Origin of the sequence: Enterobacter cloacae complex sp. P38RS (assembly GCF_014930775.1) — a bacterium.
GTDB classification, from domain to species: domain Bacteria; phylum Pseudomonadota; class Gammaproteobacteria; order Enterobacterales; family Enterobacteriaceae; genus Enterobacter; species Enterobacter bugandensis.
The window spans coordinates 279,328-306,323 of record NZ_JADBRS010000001.1; the positions used below are offsets into that span (position 1 = coordinate 279,328).

At 57.2% G+C, this 26,996-nt stretch carries 27 protein-coding genes; 17 read left to right on the forward strand and 10 right to left on the reverse strand.

Annotated elements, in window-relative coordinates; genetic code table 11:
• Positions 1–263: 263 nt before the first annotated feature.
• From dinI to mdtH, 4 genes are all read right to left on the reverse strand, one after another.
• The gene (gene dinI / locus IM303_RS01330) at positions 264–509 is read right to left on the reverse strand and encodes a DNA damage-inducible protein I (protein WP_193359510.1); all 246 of its coding nucleotides are present in this window, start codon (positions 507–509) and stop codon (positions 264–266) included.
• 74 nt (positions 510–583) lie between these two features.
• On the reverse strand, positions 584–1,630 hold the full coding sequence (gene pyrC / locus IM303_RS01335) for a dihydroorotase (protein ID WP_049000012.1): 1,047 nt from the start codon (positions 1,628–1,630) through the stop codon (positions 584–586).
• 126 nt (positions 1,631–1,756) lie between these two features.
• Positions 1,757–2,317, reverse strand: a complete 561-nt coding sequence (locus tag IM303_RS01340) for a lipoprotein (protein WP_049000011.1) — start codon at positions 2,315–2,317, stop codon at positions 1,757–1,759.
• Positions 2,318–2,440: 123 nt separating this feature from the next.
• Entirely contained in the window at positions 2,441–3,649 is a 1,209-nt protein-coding gene (gene mdtH, locus IM303_RS01345; RefSeq protein WP_049000010.1) for a multidrug efflux MFS transporter MdtH, read from the reverse strand.
• A gap of 236 nt (positions 3,650–3,885) precedes the next feature.
• On the opposite strand from mdtH, the gene rimJ reads away from it, so the two are divergent.
• The 4 genes from rimJ (at position 3,886) to murJ (ending at position 7,718) form a co-directional block, all read left to right on the forward strand.
• Positions 3,886–4,470, forward strand: coding sequence for a ribosomal protein S5-alanine N-acetyltransferase (gene rimJ / locus IM303_RS01350; protein WP_013097146.1), 585 nt, complete (start codon positions 3,886–3,888; stop codon positions 4,468–4,470).
• A gap of 9 nt (positions 4,471–4,479) precedes the next feature.
• Positions 4,480–5,127: a YceH family protein gene (locus IM303_RS01355; RefSeq protein WP_049000008.1), complete on the forward strand. Its 648-nt coding sequence runs from the start codon at positions 4,480–4,482 to the stop codon at positions 5,125–5,127.
• A gap of 2 nt (positions 5,128–5,129) precedes the next feature.
• Positions 5,130–6,053, forward strand: a complete 924-nt coding sequence (locus IM303_RS01360; protein ID WP_049000006.1) for a Gfo/Idh/MocA family protein — start codon at positions 5,130–5,132, stop codon at positions 6,051–6,053.
• A gap of 129 nt (positions 6,054–6,182) precedes the next feature.
• Positions 6,183–7,718 carry a murein biosynthesis integral membrane protein MurJ gene (gene murJ, locus IM303_RS01365; RefSeq protein ID WP_049000004.1) on the forward strand — a complete coding sequence of 512 codons (1,536 nt, stop codon included), beginning with the start codon at positions 6,183–6,185 and terminating at the stop codon, positions 7,716–7,718.
• Between the two features lie 59 nt (positions 7,719–7,777).
• On the opposite strand, the gene flgN is transcribed toward murJ, so the two are convergent.
• The 3 genes from flgN to flgA form a co-directional block, all read right to left on the reverse strand.
• Positions 7,778–8,203, reverse strand: coding sequence for a flagella biosynthesis chaperone FlgN (gene flgN, locus IM303_RS01370; RefSeq protein WP_028012701.1), 426 nt, complete (start codon positions 8,201–8,203; stop codon positions 7,778–7,780).
• 4 nt (positions 8,204–8,207) lie between these two features.
• Entirely contained in the window at positions 8,208–8,501 is a 294-nt protein-coding gene (gene flgM / locus IM303_RS01375) for a flagellar biosynthesis anti-sigma factor FlgM (RefSeq protein ID WP_014883360.1), read from the reverse strand.
• 93 nt (positions 8,502–8,594) lie between these two features.
• On the reverse strand, positions 8,595–9,254 hold the full coding sequence (flgA, locus tag IM303_RS01380) for a flagellar basal body P-ring formation chaperone FlgA (protein ID WP_028012702.1): 660 nt from the start codon (positions 9,252–9,254) through the stop codon (positions 8,595–8,597).
• A 157-nt stretch (positions 9,255–9,411) separates the two neighbouring features.
• Here flgA and flgB point away from each other — a divergent pair, with 157 nt between their 5' ends.
• The 11 genes from flgB (at position 9,412) to flgL (ending at position 19,260) form a co-directional block, all read left to right on the forward strand.
• On the forward strand, positions 9,412–9,828 hold the full coding sequence (flgB, locus tag IM303_RS01385) for a flagellar basal body rod protein FlgB (RefSeq protein WP_008500815.1): 417 nt from the start codon (positions 9,412–9,414) through the stop codon (positions 9,826–9,828).
• Between the two features lie 3 nt (positions 9,829–9,831).
• Positions 9,832–10,236, forward strand: a complete 405-nt coding sequence (gene flgC, locus IM303_RS01390) for a flagellar basal body rod protein FlgC (RefSeq protein WP_013097138.1) — start codon at positions 9,832–9,834, stop codon at positions 10,234–10,236.
• Positions 10,237–10,247: 11 nt separating this feature from the next.
• A complete protein-coding gene (gene flgD, locus IM303_RS01395; RefSeq protein ID WP_041910524.1) occupies positions 10,248–10,958 on the forward strand; it encodes a flagellar hook assembly protein FlgD in 711 nt (236 codons plus the stop codon).
• Positions 10,959–10,984: 26 nt separating this feature from the next.
• Positions 10,985–12,193 carry a flagellar hook protein FlgE gene (gene flgE, locus IM303_RS01400; protein ID WP_049000002.1) on the forward strand — a complete coding sequence of 403 codons (1,209 nt, stop codon included), beginning with the start codon at positions 10,985–10,987 and terminating at the stop codon, positions 12,191–12,193.
• 20 nt (positions 12,194–12,213) lie between these two features.
• Positions 12,214–12,969: a flagellar basal body rod protein FlgF gene (locus IM303_RS01405; protein WP_049000001.1), complete on the forward strand. Its 756-nt coding sequence runs from the start codon at positions 12,214–12,216 to the stop codon at positions 12,967–12,969.
• An 11-nt stretch (positions 12,970–12,980) separates the two neighbouring features.
• The gene (gene flgG, locus IM303_RS01410) at positions 12,981–13,763 is read left to right on the forward strand and encodes a flagellar basal-body rod protein FlgG (RefSeq protein ID WP_000625853.1); all 783 of its coding nucleotides are present in this window, start codon (positions 12,981–12,983) and stop codon (positions 13,761–13,763) included.
• Between the two features lie 57 nt (positions 13,764–13,820).
• Positions 13,821–14,519, forward strand: coding sequence for a flagellar basal body L-ring protein FlgH (flgH, locus tag IM303_RS01415; RefSeq protein ID WP_023311139.1), 699 nt, complete (start codon positions 13,821–13,823; stop codon positions 14,517–14,519).
• Positions 14,520–14,531: 12 nt separating this feature from the next.
• On the forward strand, positions 14,532–15,623 hold the full coding sequence (locus IM303_RS01420; protein ID WP_028012706.1) for a flagellar basal body P-ring protein FlgI: 1,092 nt from the start codon (positions 14,532–14,534) through the stop codon (positions 15,621–15,623).
• Positions 15,623–16,576 (forward strand): flagellar assembly peptidoglycan hydrolase FlgJ, encoded by a 954-nt coding sequence (gene flgJ / locus IM303_RS01425; protein ID WP_041910522.1) that lies wholly within the window; start codon positions 15,623–15,625, stop codon positions 16,574–16,576. The genes IM303_RS01420 and flgJ overlap by 1 nt, the downstream gene beginning before the upstream one ends.
• 75 nt (positions 16,577–16,651) lie before the next feature.
• Positions 16,652–18,292 (forward strand): flagellar hook-associated protein FlgK, encoded by a 1,641-nt coding sequence (flgK, locus tag IM303_RS01430; RefSeq protein WP_048999998.1) that lies wholly within the window; start codon positions 16,652–16,654, stop codon positions 18,290–18,292.
• Positions 18,293–18,306: 14 nt separating this feature from the next.
• Positions 18,307–19,260: a flagellar hook-associated protein FlgL gene (flgL, locus tag IM303_RS01435; protein WP_193359511.1), complete on the forward strand. Its 954-nt coding sequence runs from the start codon at positions 18,307–18,309 to the stop codon at positions 19,258–19,260.
• A gap of 75 nt (positions 19,261–19,335) precedes the next feature.
• On the opposite strand, the gene IM303_RS01440 is transcribed toward flgL, so the two are convergent.
• On the reverse strand, positions 19,336–20,550 hold the full coding sequence (locus tag IM303_RS01440; protein WP_193359512.1) for an MFS transporter: 1,215 nt from the start codon (positions 20,548–20,550) through the stop codon (positions 19,336–19,338).
• Positions 20,551–20,659: 109 nt separating this feature from the next.
• On the opposite strand from IM303_RS01440, the gene IM303_RS01445 reads away from it, so the two are divergent.
• Positions 20,660–21,598 (forward strand): LysR family transcriptional regulator, encoded by a 939-nt coding sequence (locus IM303_RS01445; RefSeq protein ID WP_048960926.1) that lies wholly within the window; start codon positions 20,660–20,662, stop codon positions 21,596–21,598.
• Positions 21,599–21,639: 41 nt separating this feature from the next.
• Here IM303_RS01445 and rne read toward each other — a convergent pair whose 3' ends face one another.
• A complete protein-coding gene (rne, locus tag IM303_RS01450; RefSeq protein ID WP_193359513.1) occupies positions 21,640–24,747 on the reverse strand; it encodes a ribonuclease E in 3,108 nt (1,035 codons plus the stop codon).
• 572 nt (positions 24,748–25,319) lie between these two features.
• On the opposite strand from rne, the gene rluC reads away from it, so the two are divergent.
• Entirely contained in the window at positions 25,320–26,267 is a 948-nt protein-coding gene (gene rluC, locus IM303_RS01455; protein ID WP_193359514.1) for a 23S rRNA pseudouridine(955/2504/2580) synthase RluC, read from the forward strand.
• 79 nt (positions 26,268–26,346) lie between these two features.
• Here the strand turns inward: rluC and IM303_RS01460 are convergent, their stop codons facing one another.
• On the reverse strand, positions 26,347–26,931 hold the full coding sequence (locus tag IM303_RS01460; RefSeq protein ID WP_059354893.1) for a nucleoside triphosphate pyrophosphatase: 585 nt from the start codon (positions 26,929–26,931) through the stop codon (positions 26,347–26,349).
• Positions 26,932–26,996: the final 65 nt, after the last annotated feature.

Genomic DNA, 26,996 nt, shown 5'->3' on the forward strand with positions numbered 1-26,996 from the left:
CTTAATGCGTGTTAGAAGACAACGGCTCTGAGGTTCAATGCATGTTTTTCTGAAAGCTTCTTCAGTATACCAAGTAATAAGGGTTCCAAAGGGAAAAATAAACAGGTAGCAACACATTTTTCTGCTTTTTAGGATTGTTCGAACAATAAAACACCATCTCGTTCACGATTTTTTAAGAACACGCTGAATTAATTTGAACTTTCGAAATTAGAGGCAAAAAAAAGCCGGGGCGACCCGGCAAAAAACACAATGAGGGAGCAGTGTTAATCGGTAATGAACCAGTCGTCTGCGCTTTCCCACGTCTCCTGCAGGATTTCGCTGATGCGATCTTTATCTTCTTTTGCGGCACCCATGACGGAGAGGTTGTTCGCTGCGGCGTAACGCACCGTTACGGCGCCCGCGTTGTCGGGACAGGTGTTGTTAATACGACGGGATAATTCGCCTGCCAGAGCGTCAAGCGCGCCGGCAGGCAGAACGGTAGTTTTGGCTATGGTGACTTCAATACGCATAAATGCCCCCTGTGTAATATACTGTTTATTTATACAGGCATATTATCGGTTTGACAACAAGGGGCGTTGATTTTTTAGCGTTTTACCGTCCAGCTTACGGTTTCACCTGCCAGGAAGGGGATCAGCGTGTCATCCGTCAGCGCGATAGACTCCTCAACCTGGCTCGCTTTGCGCTCCAGCTCAATAAAAGTGTCATTGACCGGCAGGCCGTAGAAGCGCGGGCCGTTGAGGGAGCAGAACGCTTCGAAATGTTCCAGCGCGTTTATCTCTTCAAATACGGTTGCGTAGCTGGCAAGCGCCGTTGGGGCGTTGAAACAGCCCGCGCAGCCGCAGCTTGCCTCTTTGCGATGGCGGGCGTGAGGCGCGGAGTCTGTGCCCAGGAACGCACGCGTGAATCCGCTGGCGACCAGCTCGCGCAGCGCCTGCTGGTGAACGTTGCGCTTGAGGATCGGCAGGCAGTACAGGTGAGGGCGCACTCCGCCCACCAGCATATGGTTACGGTTAAACATCAGATGCTGGGGGGTAATGGTCGCAGCGATCAGCTCGTTACCGTCGCGAACATACTCTGCCGCGTCTTTGGTGGTGATATGCTCAAAGACCACCTTAAGCGCCGGCAGGCGCTGGCGCAGGGGCTCCATCACGGTTTCGATAAAACGGGCTTCACGGTCAAAGATGTCAATCTCCGCATGCGTTACTTCACCGTGTACCAGCAGCGGCATGCCCAGTTTCTGCATGCGCTCCAGCACCGGCATGATGGCATCAATACTGGTGACGCCGTGACTGGAGTTGGTGGTGGCGTTCGCCGGGTAGAGTTTCGCCGCCGTAAATACGCCTTCGTTAAACCCGCGTTCCACTTCGTTCGGATCCAGTGAATCGGTCAGGTAGCAGGTCATCAACGGGGTGAAATCATGTCCCGCCGGAACGGCATCCAGAATGCGCTGACGGTAGGCAATGGCGGCATCGACGGTGGTGACTGGCGGAACCAGGTTTGGCATGACAATCGCGCGGCCATAAATTTCACTGGTATAGGGCACGACGGTTTTCAGCATATCGCCATCGCGCAGATGGATATGCCAGTCGTCTGGGCGGCGGATTTTAAGAACCTGGGGTTGTGCAGTCATGGAAGCTCCGGCTTGTCAGGAATCAGTCATAAGGATGGCTGTTTTTGCCGGACACAAATCATAAGCGGAAACGTTTTCGTTTGCACACTTTTCCGTAAAAAAAAGGGCGCCGCAGCGCCCTTCAGGTTAATCGGTGAAAGGTATAACGATCTCTCCGGGTTTCACCTCTATCCCTTTTGCGTATTTCTTCGCGAGGGCTTCACCCTTGCTGTTGTCTTCGCTTAAGACGTACGCCGGCTGCTGGTTAAAGTAGTTTCGCAGCGACTGGTTCAGATAGGGCATCAGGTTTTGCAGTACCGGCGCCATTTTGTCCGGCGAAACCTGCGCATCGACCACTTCCATCTCCTGCAGGAATATCGCCCCTTTCTCTTTGTTGAAAACGGGGAGCGCCTTCAGCTTGAGCTTGATGTTGGCTTTCTGATTGCCAAAAAGGGACGTCATATCAAGCGCGGCATCGCCTGCGAGAGTGACTTTATTCGGCTCTTCGCGACCAATCTGGCTGGTGAGATTGGTGAGAACGATGTGGGCATCGGCCAGCCCCGGCACGCCAATGTCTTTAGAGAAATTGTTATGTTTTTCCAGCGCCTGATTAATTTCCTGCTCACTGACGGTATATTGCGTAAGCTGGTTACAGCCCACCAGCAGACCGCTGACAACGAATGCCGCGGCTAAGACAATTTTCTTCATAGTGCTCCTCAACGAAAAATCGGCGCTTCTGTCCTGTTACGCCAGTATGTCAGCGTGAATGGGCAGAAACCAGCAGAAAAAACTGAGAAGTGGGGCGGGAGAGGCTCCCGCCCGAGGGAAAGGCTACGCGCCAGGCTCCAGCATGCCGCTCGCGCTGCGCTTCTGGCTAAACTGCCACCACAGGGCGAGAAGCGTCATGACGCCCACCACGCCGAGCATCATCCAGGGGAGTTCCGGCTGGTTCAGCGCTTTGCCGGCATCGAACAGCCAGCCGCCGCCGGCGTAACCCAGCGCACCGCCAAAGGCCAGACCCAGGCGGCTGAAGCCCATATAGCTGCCGCGCGCACGCGCATCCGCAAGCGAGGCGCTCAGCGTTTCGCGGGCGGGCTCGGCGATGATGGAGCCGATATAGAAGGTGCAGATCAGCGTAAAAAGCTGCTGAAGCGTGTTTACCAGACCGATCGGCATCATGCTCAGCGTCATCAGAAATAGCCCGGCCATCAGGCGATGCTCCAGGCGAAAACGCCGTTCACTCCAGCGGGCAATCGGATAAAGCAGCGTTAATGACAGGCAGGCTTCGATGGCGTACATCCATTTTACGGCAGCAGGCGTGCCCGCAATATCGTTCACCATGATTGGCAGCATCAGCATCACCTGTACGGCGAGCATGTAATAGCCGGTCAGGGTCAACACGTAGGTGACAAAACGCCTGTCGCGCAGGACGCGTCCTAGCCCCTCCCGCACCGGGGCTTTTACCGTCGACAGCTTCCAGGCCGGAAGGTAGAGGCCGTTAAACAGGGCGCACAGAATAAACAGCACCGCCCCAGCCGCGCAAACCAGACGGAAATCGTACTGCAGCAGCCAGCTGCCCAGCAGGGCGCCAACAACCGCCCCGGCGCTGTCCTGCATCATCAGAATGGAGAAGAAGCGGCCGCGGTGCTGAGGACGAATCAGCTTTACCACCAGCGCGGTGCGCGGCGGGTCAAACAGGGTGCCCCCGATGCCGGAGAGAAAGCAGGAGAACCACAGCAGCCAGGGCTCGTGGGCGATCGCCATCGTGGCAAAGCCTGCCGCGCGGAGCAGCATACCGGTAACGATCATCGGTTTAGCGCCAAAGCGGTCAGCGATCGCGCCGCCAAAGACGCCCAGCCCCTGCTGGACAAACTGGCGTAACCCCAGGGCAATCCCAACCATTAATGCCGCCCAGCCCATTTGATCAACAAAGCGGATCGAGATGAGGGGGAACACGACAAAAAAGCCGAGCACGACCAGCATGTTATCGACGAGCAGGAAATATTTACCCAGGCTCCTGGCCTGTGATACGCGGGACATTTTCCCTCCAGGGAAAATAAGAAGGTGAGCACGCTAACATTCTGCGGTGTCGCCGCGTTTTTTCCCACCCCCGGGCGCGACAATATTTTTTTATCAAAACGGTGCTTTGATAGAGAGTTCTCATCGAAAAATGTGAAAAGAGGTCAAAATGGTATGTCACTGTTTTCACAGACGGCACGGGCGCAGGTATAGTAAAGCTAATGGGTAAGCTGAAGTGACGGGAAGGAGTGGTATTGATGTTTGGCTATCGCAGTAATGTGCCAAAAGTGCGTCTGACAACGGACAGGCTGGTCGTTCGTCTTGTGCATGAGCGTGATGCCTGGCGTCTGGCGGATTATTACGCCGAGAATCGCCAGTTTTTAAAACCCTGGGAACCCGTTCGGGATGAGAGCCATTGTTACCCCTCCGGCTGGCAGGCACGCCTCAGCATGATCGCTGAATTTCATAAGCAGGGCAGCGCGTTTTATTTCGCGCTGCTGGATCCAGAAGAGAAAGAGATTATCGGGATCGCCAATTTTTCAAACGTGGTGCGGGGATCGTTTCACGCCTGCTACCTTGGCTATTCCATCGGCCAGAAATGGCAGGGGCAGGGGCTGATGTACGAGGCGTTAACGGTAGCCATCCGCTATATGCAACGCACGCAGCATATCCATCGCATTATGGCGAACTACATGCCGCATAATCAGCGCAGCGGGAATTTGCTGGCGCGTTTAGGGTTTGAGAAAGAGGGTTATGCCAAAGACTATCTGCTGATAGACGGAGAGTGGCGCGACCACGTTCTGACGGCATTAACCACCCGTGACTGGACCGCAGGTCGTTAAGGAGAAAAGATGAAGTATCAGCTAAACGGTACGGAAGCGCGCGTGATTGGGTGCTTACTCGAAAAACAGGTCACCACGCCGGAGCAGTATCCGCTCTCTGTTAACGCCGTGACCATGGCCTGCAACCAGAAGACCAACCGCGAGCCGGTGATGAATCTCAGCGAGCATGAGGTTCAGGACGTGTTGGATGCGCTGGTGAAGCGCCACTATCTGCGCACCGTCAGCGGCTTCGGCAACCGCGTGACCAAATACGAGCAGCGCTTCTGTAATTCCGAATTTGGCGATCTGAAGCTAAACAGCGCGGAAGTGGCGGTTATTACCACGCTGCTGCTGCGCGGGGCGCAAACGCCGGGGGAACTGCGAACGCGCGCATCCCGAATGCATGAGTTCAGCGACATGCAGGAAGTCGAGCAGACCCTGGAAGGGCTGGCCGCGCGTGAGGATGGCCCTTTCGTGGTGCGACTGGCGCGCGAGCCGGGTAAACGTGAGAGCCGCTACATGCATCTCTTCAGCGGCGACGTTGACGCCGCAAGCGCGGCGACGGAATCGAGCCCTGCAACCCGTGACGACCTTGCCGGGCGCGTAGAGGCGCTGGAAGACGAGGTGGCCGGGCTGAAACAGCGTCTGGATGCACTGCTGGCACATTTGGGAGACTAACGGTGAAAAAATTACGCATTGGCGTGGTGGGGCTGGGCGGTATTGCGCAGAAAGCCTGGCTGCCCGTATTGGGCGCTGCGTCTGACTGGACGCTGCAAGGGGCATGGTCACCCACCCGAGAAAAGGCAGAACGTATCTGTGAAACCTGGCGTATCCCGTATGCGGCATCGCTCCAGGATCTGGCCCACGAGTGCGATGCGGTCTTTGTGCATACCTCAACGGCAACCCACTATCAGGTGGTGAGCGAGTTGCTCAATGCGGGGGTTCACGTCTGCGTGGATAAACCGCTGGCGGAAAATGTTCAGGACGCCGAACGGCTGATTGAGCTGGCGGCACGTAAAAAACTGACGCTGATGGTCGGTTTCAACCGCCGCTTCGCGCCGCTTTACCAGCAGCTGAAGGCGCAGTCCGGCAATATGGCCTCGCTGCGCATGGATAAGCACCGCACCGACAGCGTGGGACCAAACGATCTGCGCTTTACCCTTCTCGATGACTACCTCCACGTGGTGGACACCGCGCTGTGGCTGGCTAACGGCGAAGCGCTGCTGAAAAGCGGCACTCTTGTCACCAACGAACAGGGGCAGATGGTCTATGCGGAACACCATTTTGCCGTTGAGCATCTTCAGGTCACCACCAGCATGCACCGCCGCGCGGGCAGCCAGCGGGAATCCGTGCAGGCGGTAACCGACGGCGCACTGTACGACGTTACCGACATGCGTGAATGGCGGGAAGAGAAGGGCGGCGGCGTGGTGATGCAGCCGGTCCCCGGCTGGCAAAGCACTCTGGAGCAACGAGGTTTCGCAGGATGTGCCCGCCACTTTATCACCTGCGTGCAAAATCAGACGGTTCCTGAAACGTCCGGCGAGCAGGCCATTCTGGCTCAGCGCATTGTGGAACGGCTCTGGCGCGAGGCCATGAGTGAATAACTCGCTGTAACATCTGCGGATAGTAATTCGTTGAAATCGGGTTAGACTAAGCGCCGCTTGTTGGCTTTGCCGGGTGGCGCTTGTGCTTTCCCGGTCTATAAATCCGTATGGTTCTGGAAATTCACGTTAATGAACTTATTAAAATCGCTGGCGGCCGTCAGCTCGATGACCATGTTCTCTCGCGTTCTCGGTTTTGCGCGCGATGCCATTGTGGCAAGGGTCTTTGGTGCAGGGATGGCAACGGACGCCTTTTTCGTGGCGTTCAAGCTGCCGAACCTGTTGCGTCGCATTTTTGCTGAAGGGGCGTTCTCCCAGGCGTTTGTGCCTATTCTGGCGGAATATAAAAGCAAGCAGGGTGAAGACGCGACGCGCGTGTTTGTCTCTTATGTCTCCGGGTTGCTGACGCTGGCGCTGGCCGTGGTGACGGTAGTCGGTATGCTGGCCGCGCCCTGGGTCATTATGGTGACCGCGCCCGGCTTTGCCGACACGGCGGATAAATTTGCCCTGACCTCGCAGCTTCTGCGCATTACCTTCCCCTATATTCTGCTGATCTCGCTGGCCTCGCTGGTGGGGGCGATCCTGAACACCTGGAACCGCTTCTCCGTTCCGGCGTTTGCGCCGACGTTTCTCAACGTCAGCATGATCGGTTTTGCGCTGTTCGCCGCGCCGCACTTCAATCCGCCGGTGCTGGCCCTGGCCTGGGCGGTCACCGTGGGCGGCGTGCTGCAGCTGGCGTATCAGCTGCCGCATCTGAAGAAAATCGGCATGCTGGTGCTGCCGCGCATCAACCTGAAAGATGCCGGGGCGATGCGCGTTATCAAGCAGATGGGGCCCGCCATTCTTGGCGTCTCCGTCAGCCAGATCTCGCTGATTATCAACACCATTTTTGCCTCTTTCCTGGTGTCGGGTTCCGTCTCGTGGATGTACTACGCTGACCGCCTGATGGAGTTCCCGTCCGGCGTGCTGGGCGTGGCGCTGGGGACCATCCTGCTGCCGTCGCTGTCGAAAAGCTTTGCCAGCGGCAACCATGACGAATACTGCCGCCTGATGGACTGGGGCCTGCGTCTCTGCTTCCTGCTGGCCCTGCCAAGCGCGGTAGCGCTGGGGATCCTCGCCAAGCCGCTGACGGTGTCGCTGTTCCAGTACGGGAAATTCACCGCGTTTGACGCCGCGATGACTCAGCGCGCGCTGGTCGCTTACTCGGTGGGATTGATGGGGCTGATTGTCGTCAAAGTGCTGGCGCCGGGGTTCTATTCGCGTCAAGACATTAAAACGCCGGTGAAAATTGCCATTGTGACGCTGATTATGACGCAGCTGATGAACCTGGCATTTATCGGCCCGCTGAAGCATGCCGGCTTGTCGCTTTCTATTGGTCTGGCGGCCTGTCTGAATGCCGGGCTGCTTTACTGGCAGCTGCGCAAGCAGGATATCTTTACGCCGCAGCCGGGGTGGGCAAGTTTCCTCGTGCGTTTGGTCGTGGCGGTGCTGGTGATGTCTGCGGCACTCTTCGGGATGATGTACGTCATGCCGGAGTGGTCTCTGGGTACGATGCCTTATCGTCTGATGCGGCTGATGGCCGTGGTGGGCGTTGGGGTGGTAGCGTATTTTGCCACGCTCGCCGTGCTGGGCTTCAAAGTGAAAGAGTTTACCCGCCGGACGGCATAAACGCCAAAAGGGGAGTTCACCTCAGGGTGCTCCCCATTGCATGATTTGTCGCTTACGCGTCAAATCGAAATCTTTTTTACACCCGCAATACGTGCCGTCGCCGTCTGACCATCCGCGCCGTACAGTCCGGTTTCTTTATGCGGCTTCAGCACCTCAAGCGCCTGCTGATTACGCTCTATCTGGCCTTCAAGCAGCCAGCCGTTATGCTGGTTGAGATCGCGCAGATGCTGGGTTTTTTCGGTAATGGTCTGCCAGCGCTCGGCAATATCGTCATTGGCGCTGCGCTTCGAGTCCTGCTCGGCGCGGCGCTGCTGCTCCAGATAATCCAGCGTGGCCAGCAGCGAACTCTTATCTTCAGTAATACGCTGCAGCGCGCTGCCGTTAATGTGACCGGAAGAGAGATGCTGTTGTTCAGCATCCATTACCGTTTTCAGGTCGTTCAGGACAACCGTCATTTGATCCAGTATTTCTGACAGTCGACTCATACGGTTAGTTACTCTGTAAGAAACTCTGTGCTTCCTGAATCAGGGCATCAGCGATTTTGCTGGTGTCCATTTTCAGCTCACCGTTGCGAATGGCCGTTTTCAGCGCTTCAACACGTTCCATATTGATATCGTTGCTGCCTGGCTGCATCAGTTTTGCCTGGGCATCGCTCAGGGTCACGCTGGTGCTGTTAGACGTTGACGGTTTTTCCAGACGCGTTTTCTGAGGGGTAGCGTCGTTCGTTTCGCGAGGCTGTACAGCGCTTACCGGCTTCAGGGCTGATGTACGATCAATGCTCATAGTGTTGTCCTCATCGAGGGTTCGCGGCGTTTGCGCCTGACATCATCATTAGTGGAATATTTATCGGCACGCGCCGCGAAATCTTTAAAAAGATTATAGGTTAATCAGAATATTCCCATCAGAATCGACGGTTCCGCTCACCACCTGGCCTGAGGACATTCTGACGCGGGCGTTTTGCGCTACCGCGGCATTGTTTAACGCTTTCCCTTCACTGTTGATGCTAAAGCCGTCTCCGTTGGCAACGACCATCACCTGCTGTCCCGCTTTGACACGCCACGCCTGGCGCAGCATGGAGAGCTGAATCGGCTGGCCCGGCGCGACATCGCGCAGGCTGACGGCGTCCTGTGCCTGGTTAATGTCCAGCATTGTCCGCGGCGGGAGCTGATCCAGACGCCCGCGCTTTAACGTCACGCTGTTTGCCTGCAGCGCGCTGCCACGCACAATGGGTACGGCGGCGACAACATAATTGCCCGTCGCCTGAACTGCAACCTGTAAATAGCGTTTTTCGTTGGCGCAGCGTGCCAGGACGTTCACATTGCCCCACAGCTTCGTGGTCCCCGTCACGCTGAATGACGGTTGCTCGCAGGTCGGATACAGATTCGGCGGCGTGCGGATGGTCACGTTAACGTCATCGCTAAAGCCCGCCAGCTTCTGGGCAAAAAAATTCGTCAGCGCATCCTGTAAATCCCCGGCATTCACCAGAGGGCTAAACAGCAAGAAAGTTGCCATCAGGCCACGTTTTAACGTTTGCATCGCAAGTTCCACCGTTTCCAGAGTTGGATGAATTCTACCTGCAGTGGTTTTGCATCAACGGAATAAATAGCGACGCATTTTGTGCTTATTCCGTCGATAGGGGAGACCGGGTGAGATTTAAGCTGTGAACTGAAATTTTGCCATCAGCGGAGGAGACATGCTCGATAAACTCGACGCCGCGTTACGTTTTCAGCAGGAAGCGCTCAATTTACGCGCCCAGCGGCAGGAGATTTTAGCCGCCAACATCGCTAACGCCGATACGCCCGGGTATCAGGCGCGCGATATTGATTTTTCCAGTGAGCTCAAAAAGGTGATGGAGCGTGGACGTGCCGAAGGAACCGGTGTTGCACTCGCCATGACATCCTCTCGCCATATTCCCGCTCAGGCGATGACCGCGCCAGCGACCGATTTACTTTATCGCATCCCTGACCAGCCTTCACTCGACGGTAACACCGTGGATATGGACCGGGAGCGTACGCAGTTTGCCGATAACAGCCTGAAATACCAGACGGGCCTGACCGTACTCGGCGGACAAATCAAAGGCATGATGAACGTCCTGCAGGGGGGCAACTGATAAATGGCCTTGCTGAATATTTTTGATATCGCCGGCTCGGCGTTAACCGCCCAGTCCAAACGTCTGAACGTGGCCGCCAGTAACCTGGCGAACGCCGACAGCGTGACCGGACCTGACGGACAGCCTTATCGTGCCAAACAGGTTGTGTTTCAGGTCGACGCTGCGCCAGGCGCGGCGACGGGCGGCGTGAAGGTGTCTGACGTGGTTGAGAGCCAGGCGCCGGACAAGCTGGTGTATGAGCCAGGTAACCCGCTCGCGGACGCTAACGGATACGTGAAGATGCCAAACGTGGATGTGGTGGGTGAGATGGTGAACTCCATGTCGGCGTCCCGTAGCTACCAGGCGAACGTCGAAGTGCTTAATACCGTGAAGAGCATGATGCTCAAAACACTCACTCTCGGCCAGTAAAGGAGACATGCATGTCCATCGCCGTAAATGTGAATGATCCGACGAACACGGGTGTTAACAACACCAAAAGTTCGACAAGCTCCAGCTCCCTGACGGGAAGCAATGCCTCCGATTTGCAGAGCAGTTTTCTGACGCTGCTGGTGGCGCAGCTTAAGAACCAGGATCCGACTAACCCAATGCAGAACAACGAACTGACCACGCAGCTTGCGCAGATCAGTACCGTGAGCGGCATTGAGAAACTGAACACCACCCTCGGTTCCGTCTCCGGTCAGATTAACAGCGCTCAGTCCCTGCAGGCGGCAAGCCTGATTGGTCACGGTGTGATGATCCCGGGGACCACGATCCTGGCGGGCACCAGCACCACCGACGGTACATCGACCACCACCACTACGCCGTTCGGCGTTGAATTGCAGCAGGCGGCTGACAAAGTGACGGCGACGATCACCGACTCAACCGGCGCCGTGGTTCGCACCATCGACATCGGCGAGCTGAAAGCGGGCGTTCACACCTTTACCTGGGACGGCAGCCTGACCGACGGCACGAAAGCACCAAATGGCTCCTACAAAGTCGCGATTAGCGCCAGCAACGGGACGACCCAGCTGGTGGCGCAGCCGCTGCAGTTCGCGCTGGTTCAGGGCGTGATTAAAGGGGGCGACGGCAACAAACTGGATTTGGGTACTTCCGGTACCACCACACTCGACGAAGTTCGGCAGATTATCTAAGCCTTAACACTTATCAGGAGTAAGTCATGGCCTTTTCTCAAGCGGTCAGCGGCCTGAATGCTGCGGCCACCAACCTGGACGTCATTGGCAACAACATCGCCAACTCCGCGACCTATGGTTTCAAATCCGGTTCTGCGTCTTTTGCAGATATGTTTGCCGGTTCCAAAGTGGGTCTGGGCGTAAAAGTTGCGGGCATCACTCAGGACTTTACCGACGGTACCACCACCAACACCGGTCGTGGCCTGGACGTTGCCATCAGCCAGAACGGTTTCTTCCGTATGGTCGATGCAAACGGCTCGGTGTTCTACAGCCGTAACGGCCAGTTCAAGCTGGACGAAAACCGTAACCTGGTGAACATGCAGGGGATGCAATTAACGGGATATCCGGTTGCCGGAACGCCATCAACGGTTCAGACCGGTGCGAATCCACAGGCGATTAATATCCCGACCACGCTGATGGCCGCGAAGTCCACCACCACGGCTTCCCAGCAGATTAACCTCAACTCCACCGATGCCGCACCAACCGCCGCCTTCGATCCGGCCAACCCGGACACCTACAACAAAAAAGGTACGGTAACCGTCTTTGATAGCCAGGGTAATGCGCACAACATGAACCTGTTTTACGTCAAAGATGCGACCCCGGCCAACTCCTGGAAAGTGTATGCCCAGGACGGCAGCGTGGCAGGCAGCCCGGCGGCAGTGGCCACGACCTTGACCTTCGATAATAACGGTACGTTGATCGGGGGTGGAAACATCAACATCACTACCGCGACTATCCCAGGTGCGGACCCGGCGACCTTCGCGATGAGTTTTGCTAACTCCATGCAGCAGAACACCGGTGCGAACAATATCGTGGCGACCAACCAGAACGGCTTCAAGCCGGGCGACCTGGTGAGCTATCAGATTAACGATGACGGCACCGTCGTCGGGAACTACTCCAACGAGCAGACTCAGGTGCTGGGCCAGATCGTGCTGGCAAACTTCGCCAACAACGAAGGTCTGAAATCTGAAGGCGATAACGTCTGGTCGGCTACCCAGTCCTCCGGCGTGGCGCTGCTGGGCACCGCGGGCTCCGGTAACTTCGGCACGCTGACCAACGGCGCGCTGGAAGCCTCTAACGTGGACCTGAGTAAAGAACTGGTGAACATGATTGTCGCGCAGCGTAACTATCAGTCGAACGCGCAGACCATCAAGACCCAGGATCAGATCCTCAACACGCTGGTTAACCTGCGTTAAGCGGCTAACAGGAAAGCGCAATGGATCACGCAATATATACCGCGATGGGCGCGGCAAGTCAGACGCTCACCCAGCAGGCCGTTACCGCCAGCAATCTGGCAAACGCCTCTACGCCGGGCTTTCGCGCGCAGCTGAATGCGCTGCGCGCGGTGCCGGTGGAAGGGCTCTCCCTGCCGACCCGTACGCTGGTGGCGGCATCCACCCCGGGCGCAGACATGACGCCAGGGCAGATGGATTACACCTCACGCCCGCTGGACGTTGCTCTGCAGCAGGACGGCTGGCTGGCGGTGCAAACGGCGGACGGTGGCGAAGGCTATACCCGTAACGGGAATATCCAGGTCAGCGCGACCGGCCAGCTGACGATTCAGGGGCATCCGGTGATGGGTGAAGCGGGCCCGCTGACCGTGCCGGAAGGCTCTGAGCTGACCATCGCCGCGGACGGCACCATCTCGGCGCTGAACCCGGGCGATCCGGCCAACACCGTTGCCCCCGTCGGGCGTCTGAAGCTGGTCAAAGCGGAAGGCAAAGAGGTGCAGCGCGGCGACGACGGCATGTTCCGTCTGACCCAGGCAGCTCAGGCTACCCGTGGTGCCACTTTACAGGCCGATCCGAGCATCCGCGTGATGTCCGGCGTTCTGGAAGGCAGCAACGTTAAGCCGGTAGCCGCTATGAGCGACATGATCGCCAGCGCCCGTCGTTTTGAAATGCAGATGAAAATTATCAGCAGCGTGGACGAAAACGCGGGCAAGGCTAACCAACTTCTGTCGATGAGTTAACAGGACTCTTTATGATCAGTTCTTTATGGATCGCGAAAACTGGCCTGGACGCGCAGCAAACCAACATGGATGTGATTGCCAACAACCTGGCAAACGTGAGCACCAATGGTTTCAAGCGTCAGCGCGCCGTTTTCGAAGATTTGCTTTATCAAACCATCCGCCAGCCGGGCGCGCAGTCTTCTGAACAGACGACGCTGCCGTCAGGCCTGCAGATCGGTACCGGCGTTCGCCCGGTGGCGACCGAGCGTCTGCACAGCCAGGGCAACCTGTCTCAGACCAACAACAGCAAAGACGTGGCGATCAAAGGCCAGGGCTTCTTCCAGGTGCAGTTGCCTGACGGGACCTCTGCCTACACCCGTGACGGTTCCTTCCAGGTCGATCAGAACGGTCAGCTGGTGACGGCGGGCGGTTTCCAGGTTCAGCCTGCGATCACCATTCCGGCGAACGCCCTGAGCATTACCATCGGCCGCGACGGCATCGTGAGCGTGACCCAGCAGGGGCAGGCCGCGCCGGTCCAGGTCGGCCAGCTCAACCTGACCACCTTCATGAACGATACCGGTCTGGAAAGCATTGGTGAGAACCTCTACACCGAAACGCAATCCTCCGGTACGCCAAATGAAAGTACGCCAGGCCTGAACGGTGCCGGTCTGCTGTATCAGGGGTATGTTGAAACCTCCAACGTGAACGTGGCGGAAGAGCTGGTGAATATGATCCAGGTCCAGCGCGCGTATGAAATTAACAGTAAAGCAGTCTCGACGACCGATCAGATGCTGCAGAAACTGACGCAACTCTAAGGTGTAGTCCGGTGCGGTAAACCCCGCACCGGCTCCCTGTTTTCGAAGATGAAGGCAATGCAAAAAAACGCGGCGTTTCGTTATCCGATACTGACTGTTCTGGCCGTCACCCTCAGCGGGTGCGCTTTGATCCCGTCTAAACCATTGGTCCAGGGTGCGACGACTGCCCAACCCGTTCCTGGCCCTGCGCCAGTTGTAAACGGCTCCATTTTCCAGACCGCGCAGCCGATTAACTACGGCTATCAGCCGCTGTTTGAAGATCGCCGCCCGCGTAATGTCGGCGATACATTGACCATTGTGCTGCAGGAAAACGTCAGCGCGAGCAAGAGCTCGTCGGCGAACGCCAGCCGCGATGGCAAAACCAATTTTGGCTTTGACACCGTTCCACGCTATCTGCAGGGCCTGTTCGGCAATGCCCGTGCGGATGTTGAGGCCTCCGGCGGCAACACCTTTAACGGTAAAGGTGGCGCGAACGCCAGCAACACCTTCAGCGGTACGCTGACGGTCACGGTTGACCAGGTGCTGGTTAACGGCAATTTACACGTCGTGGGTGAAAAACAGATCGCCATTAACCAGGGCACTGAATTCATTCGCTTCTCGGGCGTGGTGAATCCACGCACCATCAGCGGCACCAACACCGTTCCGTCCACCCAGGTGGCGGATGCGCGCATTGAGTACGTCGGTAACGGCTACATTAATGAAGCGCAGAATATGGGTTGGCTGCAGCGCTTCTTCCTTAATTTATCGCCGATGTAAGCGAGGTGACCCATGTTTAAATCGATCTTCGCCGCGGCGCTGGTTCTTGTCGCAACGTTTGCCCAGGCCGACCGCATTCGCGATCTCACCAGCGTTCAGGGCGTCCGCGGGAACTCGCTGATTGGCTATGGCCTGGTGGTGGGGCTGGACGGTACCGGTGACCAGACCACCCAGACGCCGTTTACCACCCAAAGCTTAAACAACATGCTTTCCCAGCTCGGCATTACCGTGCCGGCGGGAACCAACATGCAGCTGAAAAACGTGGCCGCGGTTATGGTCACTGCCTCCTACCCGGCGTTTGCGCGCCAGGGGCAGACCATTGACGTGGTGGTCTCCTCAATGGGTAACGCCAAAAGCCTGCGCGGCGGTACGCTGCTGATGACCCCGCTGAAAGGCGTCGACAGCCAGGTCTACGCGCTGGCGCAGGGGAACATCCTGGTCGGCGGGGCAGGCGCATCCGCTGGCGGAAGCAGCGTCCAGGTGAACCAGCTGAACGGCGGGCGCATCACCAACGGTGCGATCATCGAGCGTGAACTGCCGACCCAGTTTGGCGCGGGCAACACCATCAACCTGCAGCTGAATAATGAAGACTTCACGATGGCGCAGCAGATTGCCGACACCATCAACCGCAGCTATGGCAATGCCACGGCACTGGATGCGCGTACCGTGCAGATCCGCACCTCCACCGGCAGCAGCAACCAGGTGCGCATGCTGGCGGATATCCAGAATCTGGAAGTGAACGTGCCGGTGCAGGATGCCAAAGTGATCATCAACTCCCGTACGGGCTCCGTGGTGATGAACCGGGAAGTGTCGCTGGATAGCTGTGCCGTGGCGCAGGGTAACCTGTCGGTGACGGTTAACCGTTCCGCCAACGTCAGCCAGCCGGATACACCATTTGGTGGCGGCCAGACGGTAGTGACGCCGCAAACGCAGATTGATTTACGCCAGAGCGGCGGTTCCCTGCAGAGCGTGCGCTCCAGCGCCAACCTGAACAGCGTGGTACGTGCCCTGAACGCCCTGGGCGCGACGCCGATGGATCTGATGTCCATTCTGCAATCGATGCAAAGCGCGGGCTGCCTGCGCGCCAAACTGGAAATCATCTAATGTTGACCGATAGCAAACTGTTGACCAGTGCCGCCTGGGACGCCCAGTCGCTCAACGAACTGAAAGCCAAAGCAGGTAAAGACCCGGCGGCGAATATCCGCCCGGTTGCCCGCCAGGTGGAAGGGATGTTTGTACAGATGATGCTGAAGAGCATGCGCGAAACCCTGCCGAAAGACGGGATGTTCAGCAGCGATTCAACGCGTCTTTATACCAGCATGTATGACCAGCAGATTGCGCAGCAGATGACCGCCGGTAAAGGCCTCGGTCTGGCTGACATGATTGTCAAACAGACCGCCGCCGCACAGGGTGTTCAGCCAGAAGAGCAGCCGCCGCAGGTGCCGATGAAGTTCGACCTCGAAACGGTGACCAGTTATCAGAACCAGGCGCTGACGCAGATGGTGCGTAAAGCGATACCGAAGGCAACGGGCAGCGGCGACGAGGCGCTCTCCGGTGACAGCAAAGACTTCCTGGCGCAGCTTTCTCTTCCGGCACGGCTTGCCAGTGAACAGAGCGGCGTGCCTCACCACCTGATTCTGGCCCAGGCCGCGCTGGAGTCGGGCTGGGGCCAGCGCCAGATCCGCAAGGAAAACGGCGACCCGAGCTTCAACATCTTCGGCGTGAAGGCCACCTCCAGCTGGAAGGGGCCGACCACCGAGATCACGACTACGGAATACGAGAACGGCGCGGCGGTGAAGGTGAAAGCCAAATTCCGCGTTTACAGCTCGTATCTGGAAGCGTTGTCTGACTATGTAGGCCTGCTGAGCCGAAATCCGCGTTATACCGCCGTTACGCAGGCGGCAACGGCGGAGCAGGGCGCTCAGGCCCTGCAAAACGCGGGCTACGCAACCGACCCGAACTACGCGCGCAAGCTCACCAGCATGATCCAGCAGCTGAAATCGATGGGCGAGAAGGTCAGCAAAGCCTATAGCACAGATATCGAAAATCTGTTCTGAAAGTTCTCAAGTCCCGGTGGAGGTTGCCGATAACCTTCATCAGGACTCGTGTCTGAACGTATAAAAGGAACCCCCATGTCCAGTTTGATTAACAGCGCCATGAGTGGCCTCAGTGCCGCGCAGTCGGCACTCAATACCGTCAGTAATAATATTTCAAGCTATAACGTGGCAGGTTACACCCGCCAGACGACGGTGCTGGGTGCATCTAACAGCACGCTGACCGGCGGTGGCTGGGTGGGTAACGGGGTGTATGTCTCCGGTGTCCAGCGTGAATATGACGCTTTCATCACCAACCAGCTGCGCGCCGCGCAGACCCAGAGCAGCGGCCTGACCACGCGCTATCAGCAGATGTCAAAAATTGACGATGTGCTCTCCGATACCACCAACTCGCTTTCCACCACCCTGCAGGATTTCTTTAAGAGCCTGCAAACGCTGGTGAGCAACGCGGAAGATCCGGCCGCGCGCCAGACAGTGCTGGGAAAAGCGGATGGTCTGGTTAACCAGTTTAAAACTAACGATCAGTATCTTCGCGACCAGGATTCGCAGGTGAATACCGCGATTTCAACCAGCGTGTCGCAGATCAACAACTACGCCAAACAGATTGCCAACCTGAACGATCAGATCTCCCGTCTGACCGGCGTTGGCGCGGGCGCATCCCCGAATGATTTGCTCGACCAGCGCGATCAGCTCGTCACTGAGCTGAACAAAATCGTGGGCGTGGAAGTCTCTGTGCAGGATAGCGGCACGTATAACATCTCTTTCGGCAACGGTTACAGCCTTGTGCAGGGCAGCAAAGCTAACCAGCTGGCGGCCGTGAAGTCCAGCGCCGATCCGTCCCGTACCACTATCGCCTACGTTGATGACGTGGTGGGTAATGTCGAGATCCCGGAAAAGATGATCACGACCGGTTCGCTAGGCGGTTTGCTGACCTTCCGTGCTGAAGATCTGGATAAGGCCCGTAACACCCTGAACCAGATGGCGCTGGCCTTTGCTGATGCGATGAACAAACAGCATGAGGCCGGCTTTGATGCCAATGGCGATGCGGGCGGTAAGCTGTTCGACTTTGGTTCTCCGGCCGTGCTTTCCAACAGCAAGAATAGCGGCACGGCGGCGGTCACTGCCACCGTTGCGGACAGTACCAAAGTACAGGCAACGGACTATACGCTGCAGTTTAACGGCACCGACTGGACCATCACCCGTGCCTCGGACAAGACCAGCTTTACAATGAGCCCGGATGCCAGCGGTAATCTGTCGTTTGATGGCCTCAACGTGAACGTCAGCGGTTCGGCAAATACTAAAGACAGCTTTACCGTGAAGCCCGTGTCCGATGTCATCATGAATATGAAATTGTCCATCAGCGACGAGTCCAAACTGGCCATGGCTGCGGCACAGGACGGCGGCGAAAGTGACAACCGCAACGGGCAGAAAATGCTCGATCTGCAAAACAGCAAAGTGGTTGGCGGAAACAAAACTTTCAACGATGCGTACGCCTCGCTCGTCAGCACCGTCGGGAGCACCACTGCCTCACTGAAGGTGAGCAGTCAGACAAAAGCCAACGTGGAAACGCAGTTAACCAAGCAGCAGCAGAGCATCTCCGGGGTCAACCTCGACGAAGAGTATGGCAACCTGCAGCGGTATCAGCAGTACTACCTCGCCAACGCGCAGGTGCTTCAGACTGCCAGTACGCTCTTTGATGCAATTATCAACATTCGTTAAGGCTGAGGTGAAAAATGCGTATTAGCACCCAGATGATGTACGAGCAGAACATGCGTGGGATCACCGATTCCCAGAGCAAATGGCTGAGCTACGGTGAGCAAATGTCGACCGGTAAGCGCGTCAACCGTCCGTCGGACGATCCTATCGCGGCTTCGCAGTCCATTGTGCTGTCACAATCTCAGTCACAAAACAGCCAGTTTGCGTTAGCGCGTACCTTTGCAACGCAGAAGGTCTCGCTGGAAGATAACGTGCTGGCCCAGGTGAATACTGCGTTATCAAGCGTGCGTGAGAAGCTGGTCTATGCGTCTAACGGCACGTTAAGCGATGACGACCGTCTCTCTCTGGCGACCGATATCCAGGGGATCCGCGACCAGCTGATGAACCTGGCTAACACCACGGACGGCAACGGTCGTTTTATCTTTGCGGGATACAAAACCGAGACCGCGCCGTTTGATGCCGCAACCGGCACCTACAATGGTGGTACTGAGGCGATTACGCAGCAGGTTGATACGGCGCGAAACATGGCAATCAGCCATACCGGCCAGCAGATCTTAGAGAGCATTACCAGTAATGCGCAAGAGCTGCCGGGCGGGGGCTATGGCGACACCAACATGTTTAAAATCCTGGACTCTGCCATTGCGTCGCTGAAAACGCCGATTGAGAACGATCCGGCCGCCGCCGCCGCGCAAAGCCAGGTGATTTCCAACGCGCAAATCGGCATCAAAAACTCTCAGAACAATGTCCTGACGGTTGTTGCGGATGTGGGAACGAAGATGAACGAGCTGGAAAAACTCGATACGCTGGGCGATGACCGCGCGCTGGGTCAGACCAAGCAGATGAGCGACCTGGTTGATGTCGACTGGAACGAAGCGATCTCCTCTTACACCATGCAGCAGGCGGCCCTGCAGGCCTCTTATAAAGCGTTTAGCGATATGCAGGGCATGTCTCTGTTCCAGCTGAACAAATAACATCTTGACCTCTTGGAACATGTCTTGAAACTGGGCATGTTTTACTGCCCAATCCGTCTGGATTGGGCATTTTTTTTATGCCATTTCTGCTGGTGCCGAGGCGACCCGCGCGCTTTCAATCATACGGATTGCCAGCGCAATGATGCCGCAGACCGTTGCCAGCGCAACCACGCCCGTCCAGCCAGCCAGCGTGTAAATATTGCTGCCTAACGCGGAACCCAAAGCCATGCCGATAAAGATCACGGTAAAGAGCAGGGCGTTCAGACGACCCCGCGCCTGTGGCTCAAGGCTGTAAACCAGATTCTGGTGCGCGACCAGGCTGGACTGCAGGCCCAGATCGAACCCGATAGCAGAGACGGCAATCAGAATCAGCTGTCCGTGAACTCCCAGGGCGGGCATCAGGAACATCAGGGCAAACGAGACGGTCACAAGGACGGCACCAAGCTGCGTGACTTTCCCGGCACCCAGTTTATCCGCCAGGCCGCCCGCCAGCGGGGCTGCCAACGCACCGGCTGCACCTGCGATACCAAAACCACCGGCGACGGCACTCCCGAGGTGATAGCGTTCCAGCAGCATGACCGCAAGCGTAGACCAGAAGGCGCTAAAGGCTATCGACAGAAAACCCTGGGCCAGCGCGGCACGGCGCAGAGCGGGATAGCGACGCCACAGATGTTCCATCGAGCGCAGCAGAGCGGGATAGCTCAGCGTGGAGTGAACGGCGAAACGAGGGAGTACGGCCCACATTACCACGCCGATAAACGCAATACTTCCCGCAGCCAGCTGATACATCACGCGCCAGCCAAATGCTTCGCCCACCACGCCGCTGACGGTTCGGGAGAGCAAAATGCCCAGCAGCAGACCGGTCATCACCGTACCCACGGTTTTCCCCTGTTTGCCTTCCGGCGCAAGGATCGCCGCAGCCGGGACAATATCCTGCGCCATGGTGGCGGCCATGCCGATGAGCAGGCTTGCCAGCAGCAGGGAGTGGATCTGTCCGGTCAGGCTACAGCCCAGCAGGAACAGCGCCAGGGCCGCGCTCTTTATCAGGATTAACGTTCTGCGGTCGTGGCGATCGCCGAGTGGCAGCAGGAACAGGATCCCTAAGGCATATCCCGCCTGGGTGAGGGTCGGGACCAGGCCCATTCCTTCGATACTCAGGTGAAGGTCGGCGCCAATCAGAGGCAGCAGAGGCTGGGCATAATAGATGGATGCCACGCTGAAGCCTGCACCGAGCGCCAGCATTAAGATTACCCAGCGGCTTACGGCATGGGCGGCGGTTGTTGTATTCATAAGACGTTCCTCATTCATCGTGTGAGGCTATTTTTCATCAGTACGCCTTGCGGCGGTAGCGGGCGCGGTGGTAAAACGCTTATACGCTAAACGTATAGATGAAAAGTAAATGAAAAGAGCTGAGCGTATAGACAGGGTAGAGCTAATGCGGACGTTTGTCCGCATTGTGGAGGCGGGTTCCCTTTCTGCGGCGGCACGGCAGCTGGACACCACCCAGGCCACGGTGAGCAGGCGGCTGCAGTCGCTTGAGACAATGCTGGGCGTGCGTCTGATGTTGCGCACCACCCACACGACGCGGCTGACGGATGACGGGGAGCGCTGCTATCAGCATGCCCGTCGGGTAATTGACAGCTGGCTGGCGCTGGAAGATGAGGTGGGGCAGACGGAAGATGAACCTGTAGGCGTGCTGCGAGTGCGGGCGCCGCATGCGTTTGGTCAGGATCAGCTCCTGAAACCACTAACCGAATTTCTACAGCGTTATCCGCAGCTTTCTATTGAGTGGATGCTCAACGATCGGTCGGCAGATTTTCTGGGCGACAACCTTGACTGCGCTATTCGGGTGGGAATGGAAGTCGACCCGGCGACCGTGTCCGTGCTGCTGGCCGAAGTGCCGCGCTCGGTGGTGGCTTCTCCGGCATTGCTGGACCGCTTTCCGACGGTTAACGCCCCGGAGGATTTGCAGCAGCTTCCCTGGATTGCCATTAGCTCTTTCTACCAGCGCCATGTGGAGCTTTTTCACGAGGCATCATCCGCCACCGCACGCGTGATAATTACCCCACGCCTGAGCACTGACAGTCTGTATGTCGCACGCAATACGGCACTCACCGGTCTTGGCGTGGCGGTAGTATCCAGCTGGACGGTACAGGATGATATCCGGGAAGGTCGGCTGGTACATTTGCTGCCAGAGTGGCAGCCGGCGGCGTTACCGGTGCATCTGGTTTACCCCTGGTCCCGGTATTATCCTGCGCGCTTGCGGCGATTTCTGGAGCTAATGCGGCAGATCATGCCGGAGGTCACCGGGATGAGAAAGCCCGTGCAGCAGCCATAAAAAAAGCCGACCCGAAGGTCGGCTTTTTACTTTCTGCGTCGTTATTCGACAGACTGTGGACGCGTCGCTGGTGCCGTCGCCTGATGCGTTGCACTGTGGCCGCCTGCAGCGCCTTTACCGTCAAAGCTGAACGCCGGGCGAACCCAGTCGCTGTGACGCGGTGCTTCAGGCACATACTCTGGTGCCGGAGCGCGCGTCATCGGCGCTGTCGCAACGTGAGCAGGCGCAGGAGCGGTAACAACCTTAACCGGCTCTGGCTCCACTTCAGGCGCTTTCGCTTCTTCAACAACCGGTTCAACCTGAATCTCAACGTCCTGAACGATTTCTTCAGTGGTGGTTTCTACGACGGTTTCAGCGGCTTCTTCCACTGCGGCTACAGGTTCAGCCTCTTCAGCGACTTCCTCAGCCACCACGACATCTTCTTCGGCGATAATCTGCGGTGCGGCATCAACCGGCGCGGCAATCACTTCAGGATGGGTGGTTTCGACGTCCACTGCGTGTGGTTCTGCTGCTTCAACAACCTGAGGTTCAACCACGGTTGCTGCTTCGGTCACAGCATCTTCAACCGCGGCTACAGGAGCAATCACCTCTTCGGTCACAGCCTGCTCTTCAACAGCCTGCTCCAGGCGAGCGACCGGATAACGGATCCAGACTTTGCCGGATGCCATTTCTGGTGACGCGCACGCCACGGTCAACGGCATTGGAGACTGAGTCGGATAACGCTCGTCACGGTAGCGACGACGACGCTGGCCACTCACGCGCAGATGACGCGGAGAACGGCGGGAGCGACGCGGCATACCTGCGTTGTCACGGTTTTCACCGTTTTCATCCTGCTCAACGTTATTGTCCACGACGGCTGGCAGGTCAACTTTTGCAACCTGCGTGCCTGTTGCGGTTTCTGCCGCTTCAGCCGCAACTACGGTGGTTTCTTCTACCGGAGCCGCACCAACGCGCACTTTCTGTGACAGCTGGCGCTGCTTACGACGAGGCATCACCTGAGTACGTTCTTCCTGCTCGCCGTCCTGCTGCTCAACGGGCTCTTCGCGGTTCAGGTTTTTAACTTCCTGCTGCGCCTGACGCTTCTCGTCGTTACGACGACGGTTGCGTTCGCGGCGTGGCTGCTGCTCGTCGCGCTGTTTGCTCTTCTCGGACTCATCGCCCGCCTGCTGGCGAATTTCACGATCTTCAACATTCTGCTGCTGTTTCTCGCGACGGTTGCGACGGTTGTCTTCGCGCTGCTCACGGCCTTCGTTATTGTCTGAACGGCTGTCACGACGCTCGTTACGGTCGCTGCGGTCGTTACGATCGCGGCGGTTGTTCTGACGCTTGCGACGGTCCTGCTGACGTTCAGGTTTGGCTGCTTTAGGTTCTTCTTTCGGCTGCTCTGGCTGAACTTCTTCACCCGCAAACATCTTCTTCAGCGCGCCGAAGAAGCGGCTCAGCAGACCCGGTTGCGCCGGCTGGGCTTTCACTGACGTTGCTTCTGGTTTCTGCGCCGCCGGTTTGGCTGCAGGTTTTTCCAGCGCCGCTTCCGGTGGTGCTTCAGGCATAATGAAGGTCGCTAACGCAGGCTGCTCTGGGAGTTTGCGCTCGGCAGGTTCTTCATCGGAAGGCAGCGCCATCTCTTCTTCATGCAGCTTCGGCAGCAGGTAGCTGAGGGTGCTGGTCTCTTCGCCCTTACGGACACGCAGCACGTGATAGTGCGGGGTTTCCATCTGGTCGTTTGGAACGATGATGCAGCGAACGCCGCCCTGACGCGCTTCGATTGCGCTGACCGCTGCACGTTTTTCGTTCAGCAGGTAGGAGGCAATCGGCACAGGCACAATGGCGTGAACCTCTTTGGTGTTCTCTTTCAGCGCTTCTTCTTCAATCAGACGCAGGATAGAGAGAGACAGAGATTCATTATCACGCACGGTACCGGTGCCGGAGCAGCGCGGGCAGACGTGATGGCTGGACTCACCCAGCGACGGGCTCAGACGCTGGCGGGACATCTCCAGCAGGCCGAAGCGCGAGATGTGGCTAATCTGGATACGCGCACGATCCTGACGCACCGCTTCACGCAGGCGGTTTTCAACCGCGCGCTGGTGGCGAACAGGGGTCATGTCGATGAAGTCGATAACAATCAGACCGCCCAGGTCGCGCAGGCGGAGCTGGCGGGCGATTTCATCAGCGGCTTCAAGGTTGGTGTTGAAGGCCGTCTCTTCGATGTCCCCGCCGCGGGTTGCACGCGCGGAGTTGATGTCGATAGCGGTCAGCGCTTCGGTGGTATCGATAACGATAGAACCGCCAGACGGCAGGCGCACTTCACGCTGGAAGGCGGACTCGATCTGGGATTCGATCTGATAGTGGCTGAACAGCGGGATTTCACCGGTGTACAGTTTAATTTTGCTGGTGAAATCCGGACGACCCAGCGCGGCGATGTGCTGGCGAGCCAGCTCAAGCACTTTCGGGTTATCGATCAGAATCTCACCGATGTCCTGACGCAGGTAATCACGGAAGGCACGCACGATAACGTTGCTTTCCTGGTGGATCAGGAACGGAGCAGGGCGGCTTTCTGCGGCTTTCTGGATAGCTTCCCAGTGCTTCAGACGGAAGCTCAGGTCCCACTGCAGCGCTTCGGCAGATTTGCCCACGCCCGCGGTACGCACGATAAGCCCCATGCCATCCGGCAGCTCAAGGCTTGCCAGCGCTTCTTTCAGTTCGGTACGGTCATCACCTTCGATACGGCGAGAGATGCCCCCCGCGCGCGGGTTGTTTGGCATCAGCACCAGATAGCTCCCCGCCAGGCTGATAAAGGTGGTCAGTGCGGCACCCTTGTTGCCGCGCTCTTCTTTATCGATCTGAACGATAACTTCCTGACCTTCACGCAGAACATCTTTGATGTTTGGGCGGCCATGGGCGTTGTAGTTTGCAGGGAAATATTCGCGGGCGATTTCTTTCAGAGGGAGGAAACCATGACGCTCAGCACCGTAATCGACAAATGCAGCTTCAAGGCTTGGTTCAATGCGGGTGATTTTACCTTTGTAAATGTTCGCTTTTTTCTGTTCGTGTCCAGGACTTTCGATATCCAGATCGTACAGGCGCTGCCCATCCACAAGGGCGACACGCAACTCTTCTTGCTGAGTTGCGTTGATTAACATTCTTTTCATCGTAACTTACTCGTTATTCTTACATTGACGACAAAGCTGCGGGCAAGGTGACGCTTTCCGGGGTATGAACCGATGGCCTCGTGTCTGTTCACGTCGCCAACCTCACGGTTGTCGCTCGCTTAAGAGGCGCAGAGTGTCGGTTGCCTGTATTTCATACGGAAACACAGCGCAATTATCAGGGGAATTGCCTGGGTAGAACTCTCCAGAGAACAATCCTTATACCGGGAAGTACTGCAACCCGCAGCCCGCTAACTGCCTGAAAGATCAATACGTCTTACGCCATTGCTGCGTGGATGATCGGTCAGACAAAATTGGTCATTCCGTCGACATCCTTACAAAACCCGGATTTAACGCGGAAAACAGCCCCATTATTCCACTGCTCGCCGGGTTATAGCAAGATGACTTTTACCAATTATCACCCGGTTACTCACAGTTTCTTCACCTCAAGGTGGTGATTGGTTTAATAACCACCAAATCGATTGCGTGAAACGGGGCGCAGGCCGGATAAAAGTAAATATAAGCATAGAAAAATGAGTGGCGCTAATGGCTGACGATATTTAGAATCGCCAACCATGAAAACAGAGACTCCAGCCGTAAAAATGGTTGCTATCGCGGATGACTACGCGGGGCAACGCATCGATAACTTCTTGCGCACCCAACTGAAGGGCGTGCCAAAGAGTATGATTTACCGCATCCTGCGTAAGGGCGAGGTGCGGGTGAATAAAAAACGCGTGAAGCCTGAGTATAAGCTCGAAGCCGGTGATGAAGTGCGTATTCCACCGGTGCGCGTGGCTGAACGTGAAGAAGAGGTGGTTTCGCCGAAGCTGCAAAAAGTCGCGGCCCTGAGCGATGTCATCCTTTATGAGGACGATCATATTCTGGTGCTGAATAAGCCATCGGGTACCGCGGTCCACGGTGGTAGCGGTCTGAGCTTCGGCGTGATTGAAGGGTTACGTGCGCTGCGTCCGGAAGCCCGTTTCCTCGAACTGGTTCACCGCCTGGACCGTGATACCTCAGGCGTGCTGCTGGTAGCGAAAAAGCGTTCAGCGCTGCGTTCCCTGCACGAGCAGCTGCGTGAGAAGGGCATGCAGAAAGATTATCTGGCGCTGGTGCGCGGTCAGTGGCAGTCCCACGTGAAGGTGGTGCAGGCCCCGCTGCTGAAGAACATTCTGCAAAGCGGCGAGCGCATTGTGCGCGTGAGCCAGGAAGGGAAACCGTCGGAGACGCGCTTTAAGGTTGAAGAGCGCTATGAGTTTGCCACGCTGGTGCGTTGCAGCCCGGTGACGGGGCGTACCCACCAGATTCGCGTGCATACCCAGTTTGCGGGCCATCCGATTGCGTTTGATGACCGCTACGGCGACCGGGAATTTGATAAACAGCTGACGGGTACGGGCCTGTCGCGTCTGTTCCTGCATGCGGCAGCGCTGAAGTTTACCCATCCTAATACCGGGGAAATTATCCGTATTGAAGCGCCGCTGGACGAGCAGTTGAAACGCTGCCTGAAGGTTCTGCGCGGCTGATTATGTGCCGGGTGGCGCTGCGCTTACCCGGCCTACGAAACCCGTAGGCCCGTGCAAGCGAAGCGCCGCTGGGCATAACTTACACGATCAGCGGGTTACACTCTTCTCGCCGTAACATCTGGCACAAGGCAATCAGCGGCAATCCCACCAGTGTGTTCGGATCCCGACCGTCCAGCTTGTCGAACAGCGCAATTCCCAGCCCCTCACTTTTGAAGCTTCCTGCGCAGTTCAGCGGACGTTCCCGGCGCACGTAGTCCATAATCTCCTGCTCGCTAAGATGGCGGAAGTGCACGTCGAACGGCTCGCATTCGGTTTGCAGATGGCCGGAGGCGGAGTTATAGAGCGCCAGGCCCGTGTAAAAGGTCACGATAGTGCCCCGCGCACGCAGAAGCTGCTGGCAGGCATTCTCCTCCGTATGAGGCTTGCCGGTGATTTCGCCGTCCAGCACGCAAACCTGATCGGAGCCTATAATCAAATGTGCAGGATAACGTGCGGCCAGCGATTGCGCTTTCTCCTTAGCGAGACGCGTTACCAGATGACGAGGTGATTCGCCCGGTTGCGGCGTCTCATCTACTTCTGGCGCGGCGCATTCAAACGGGATCCCGAGCTTTTCCAGCAGCGTTCGACGGTAGGGAGAAGTGGAAGCAAGGACGAGATTTGGCATATTTTTATCACCAGATATAGCGTATCGATGCCAGCCATTTTAAACTACAGGCCGCAATGTGTGCG

Bases quoted from the DNA above. Each gene is read 5' to 3' on its own strand.
- flgG (WP_000625853.1), top strand. From the start codon at position 12,981: ATGATCAGTTCTTTATGGATCGCGAAAACTGGCCTGGACGCGCAGCAA.
- flgM (WP_014883360.1), bottom strand. From the start codon at position 8,501: ATGAGCATTGATCGTACATCAGCCCTGAAGCCGGTAAGCGCTGTACAG.
- flgC (WP_013097138.1), top strand. From the start codon at position 9,832: ATGGCCTTGCTGAATATTTTTGATATCGCCGGCTCGGCGTTAACCGCC.
- IM303_RS01405 (WP_049000001.1), top strand. From the start codon at position 12,214: ATGGATCACGCAATATATACCGCGATGGGCGCGGCAAGTCAGACGCTC.
- IM303_RS01420 (WP_028012706.1), top strand. From the start codon at position 14,532: ATGTTTAAATCGATCTTCGCCGCGGCGCTGGTTCTTGTCGCAACGTTT.
- rimJ (WP_013097146.1), top strand. From the start codon at position 3,886: ATGTTTGGCTATCGCAGTAATGTGCCAAAAGTGCGTCTGACAACGGAC.
- flgB (WP_008500815.1), top strand. From the start codon at position 9,412: ATGCTCGATAAACTCGACGCCGCGTTACGTTTTCAGCAGGAAGCGCTC.
- flgH (WP_023311139.1), top strand. From the start codon at position 13,821: ATGCAAAAAAACGCGGCGTTTCGTTATCCGATACTGACTGTTCTGGCC.
- murJ (WP_049000004.1), top strand. From the start codon at position 6,183: ATGAACTTATTAAAATCGCTGGCGGCCGTCAGCTCGATGACCATGTTC.
- flgJ (WP_041910522.1), top strand. From the start codon at position 15,623: ATGTTGACCGATAGCAAACTGTTGACCAGTGCCGCCTGGGACGCCCAG.
- pyrC (WP_049000012.1), bottom strand. From the start codon at position 1,630: ATGACTGCACAACCCCAGGTTCTTAAAATCCGCCGCCCAGACGACTGG.
- dinI (WP_193359510.1), bottom strand. From the start codon at position 509: ATGCGTATTGAAGTCACCATAGCCAAAACTACCGTTCTGCCTGCCGGC.
- IM303_RS01440 (WP_193359512.1), bottom strand. From the start codon at position 20,550: ATGAATACAACAACCGCCGCCCATGCCGTAAGCCGCTGGGTAATCTTA.
- flgL (WP_193359511.1), top strand. From the start codon at position 18,307: ATGCGTATTAGCACCCAGATGATGTACGAGCAGAACATGCGTGGGATC.
- rne (WP_193359513.1), bottom strand. From the start codon at position 24,747: ATGAAAAGAATGTTAATCAACGCAACTCAGCAAGAAGAGTTGCGTGTC.
- flgA (WP_028012702.1), bottom strand. From the start codon at position 9,254: ATGCAAACGTTAAAACGTGGCCTGATGGCAACTTTCTTGCTGTTTAGC.
- IM303_RS01445 (WP_048960926.1), top strand. From the start codon at position 20,660: ATGAAAAGAGCTGAGCGTATAGACAGGGTAGAGCTAATGCGGACGTTT.
- IM303_RS01460 (WP_059354893.1), bottom strand. From the start codon at position 26,931: ATGCCAAATCTCGTCCTTGCTTCCACTTCTCCCTACCGTCGAACGCTG.
- flgN (WP_028012701.1), bottom strand. From the start codon at position 8,203: ATGAGTCGACTGTCAGAAATACTGGATCAAATGACGGTTGTCCTGAAC.
- rluC (WP_193359514.1), top strand. From the start codon at position 25,320: ATGAAAACAGAGACTCCAGCCGTAAAAATGGTTGCTATCGCGGATGAC.
- mdtH (WP_049000010.1), bottom strand. From the start codon at position 3,649: ATGTCCCGCGTATCACAGGCCAGGAGCCTGGGTAAATATTTCCTGCTC.
- flgE (WP_049000002.1), top strand. From the start codon at position 10,985: ATGGCCTTTTCTCAAGCGGTCAGCGGCCTGAATGCTGCGGCCACCAAC.
- IM303_RS01355 (WP_049000008.1), top strand. From the start codon at position 4,480: ATGAAGTATCAGCTAAACGGTACGGAAGCGCGCGTGATTGGGTGCTTA.
- flgD (WP_041910524.1), top strand. From the start codon at position 10,248: ATGTCCATCGCCGTAAATGTGAATGATCCGACGAACACGGGTGTTAAC.
- flgK (WP_048999998.1), top strand. From the start codon at position 16,652: ATGTCCAGTTTGATTAACAGCGCCATGAGTGGCCTCAGTGCCGCGCAG.
- IM303_RS01340 (WP_049000011.1), bottom strand. From the start codon at position 2,317: ATGAAGAAAATTGTCTTAGCCGCGGCATTCGTTGTCAGCGGTCTGCTG.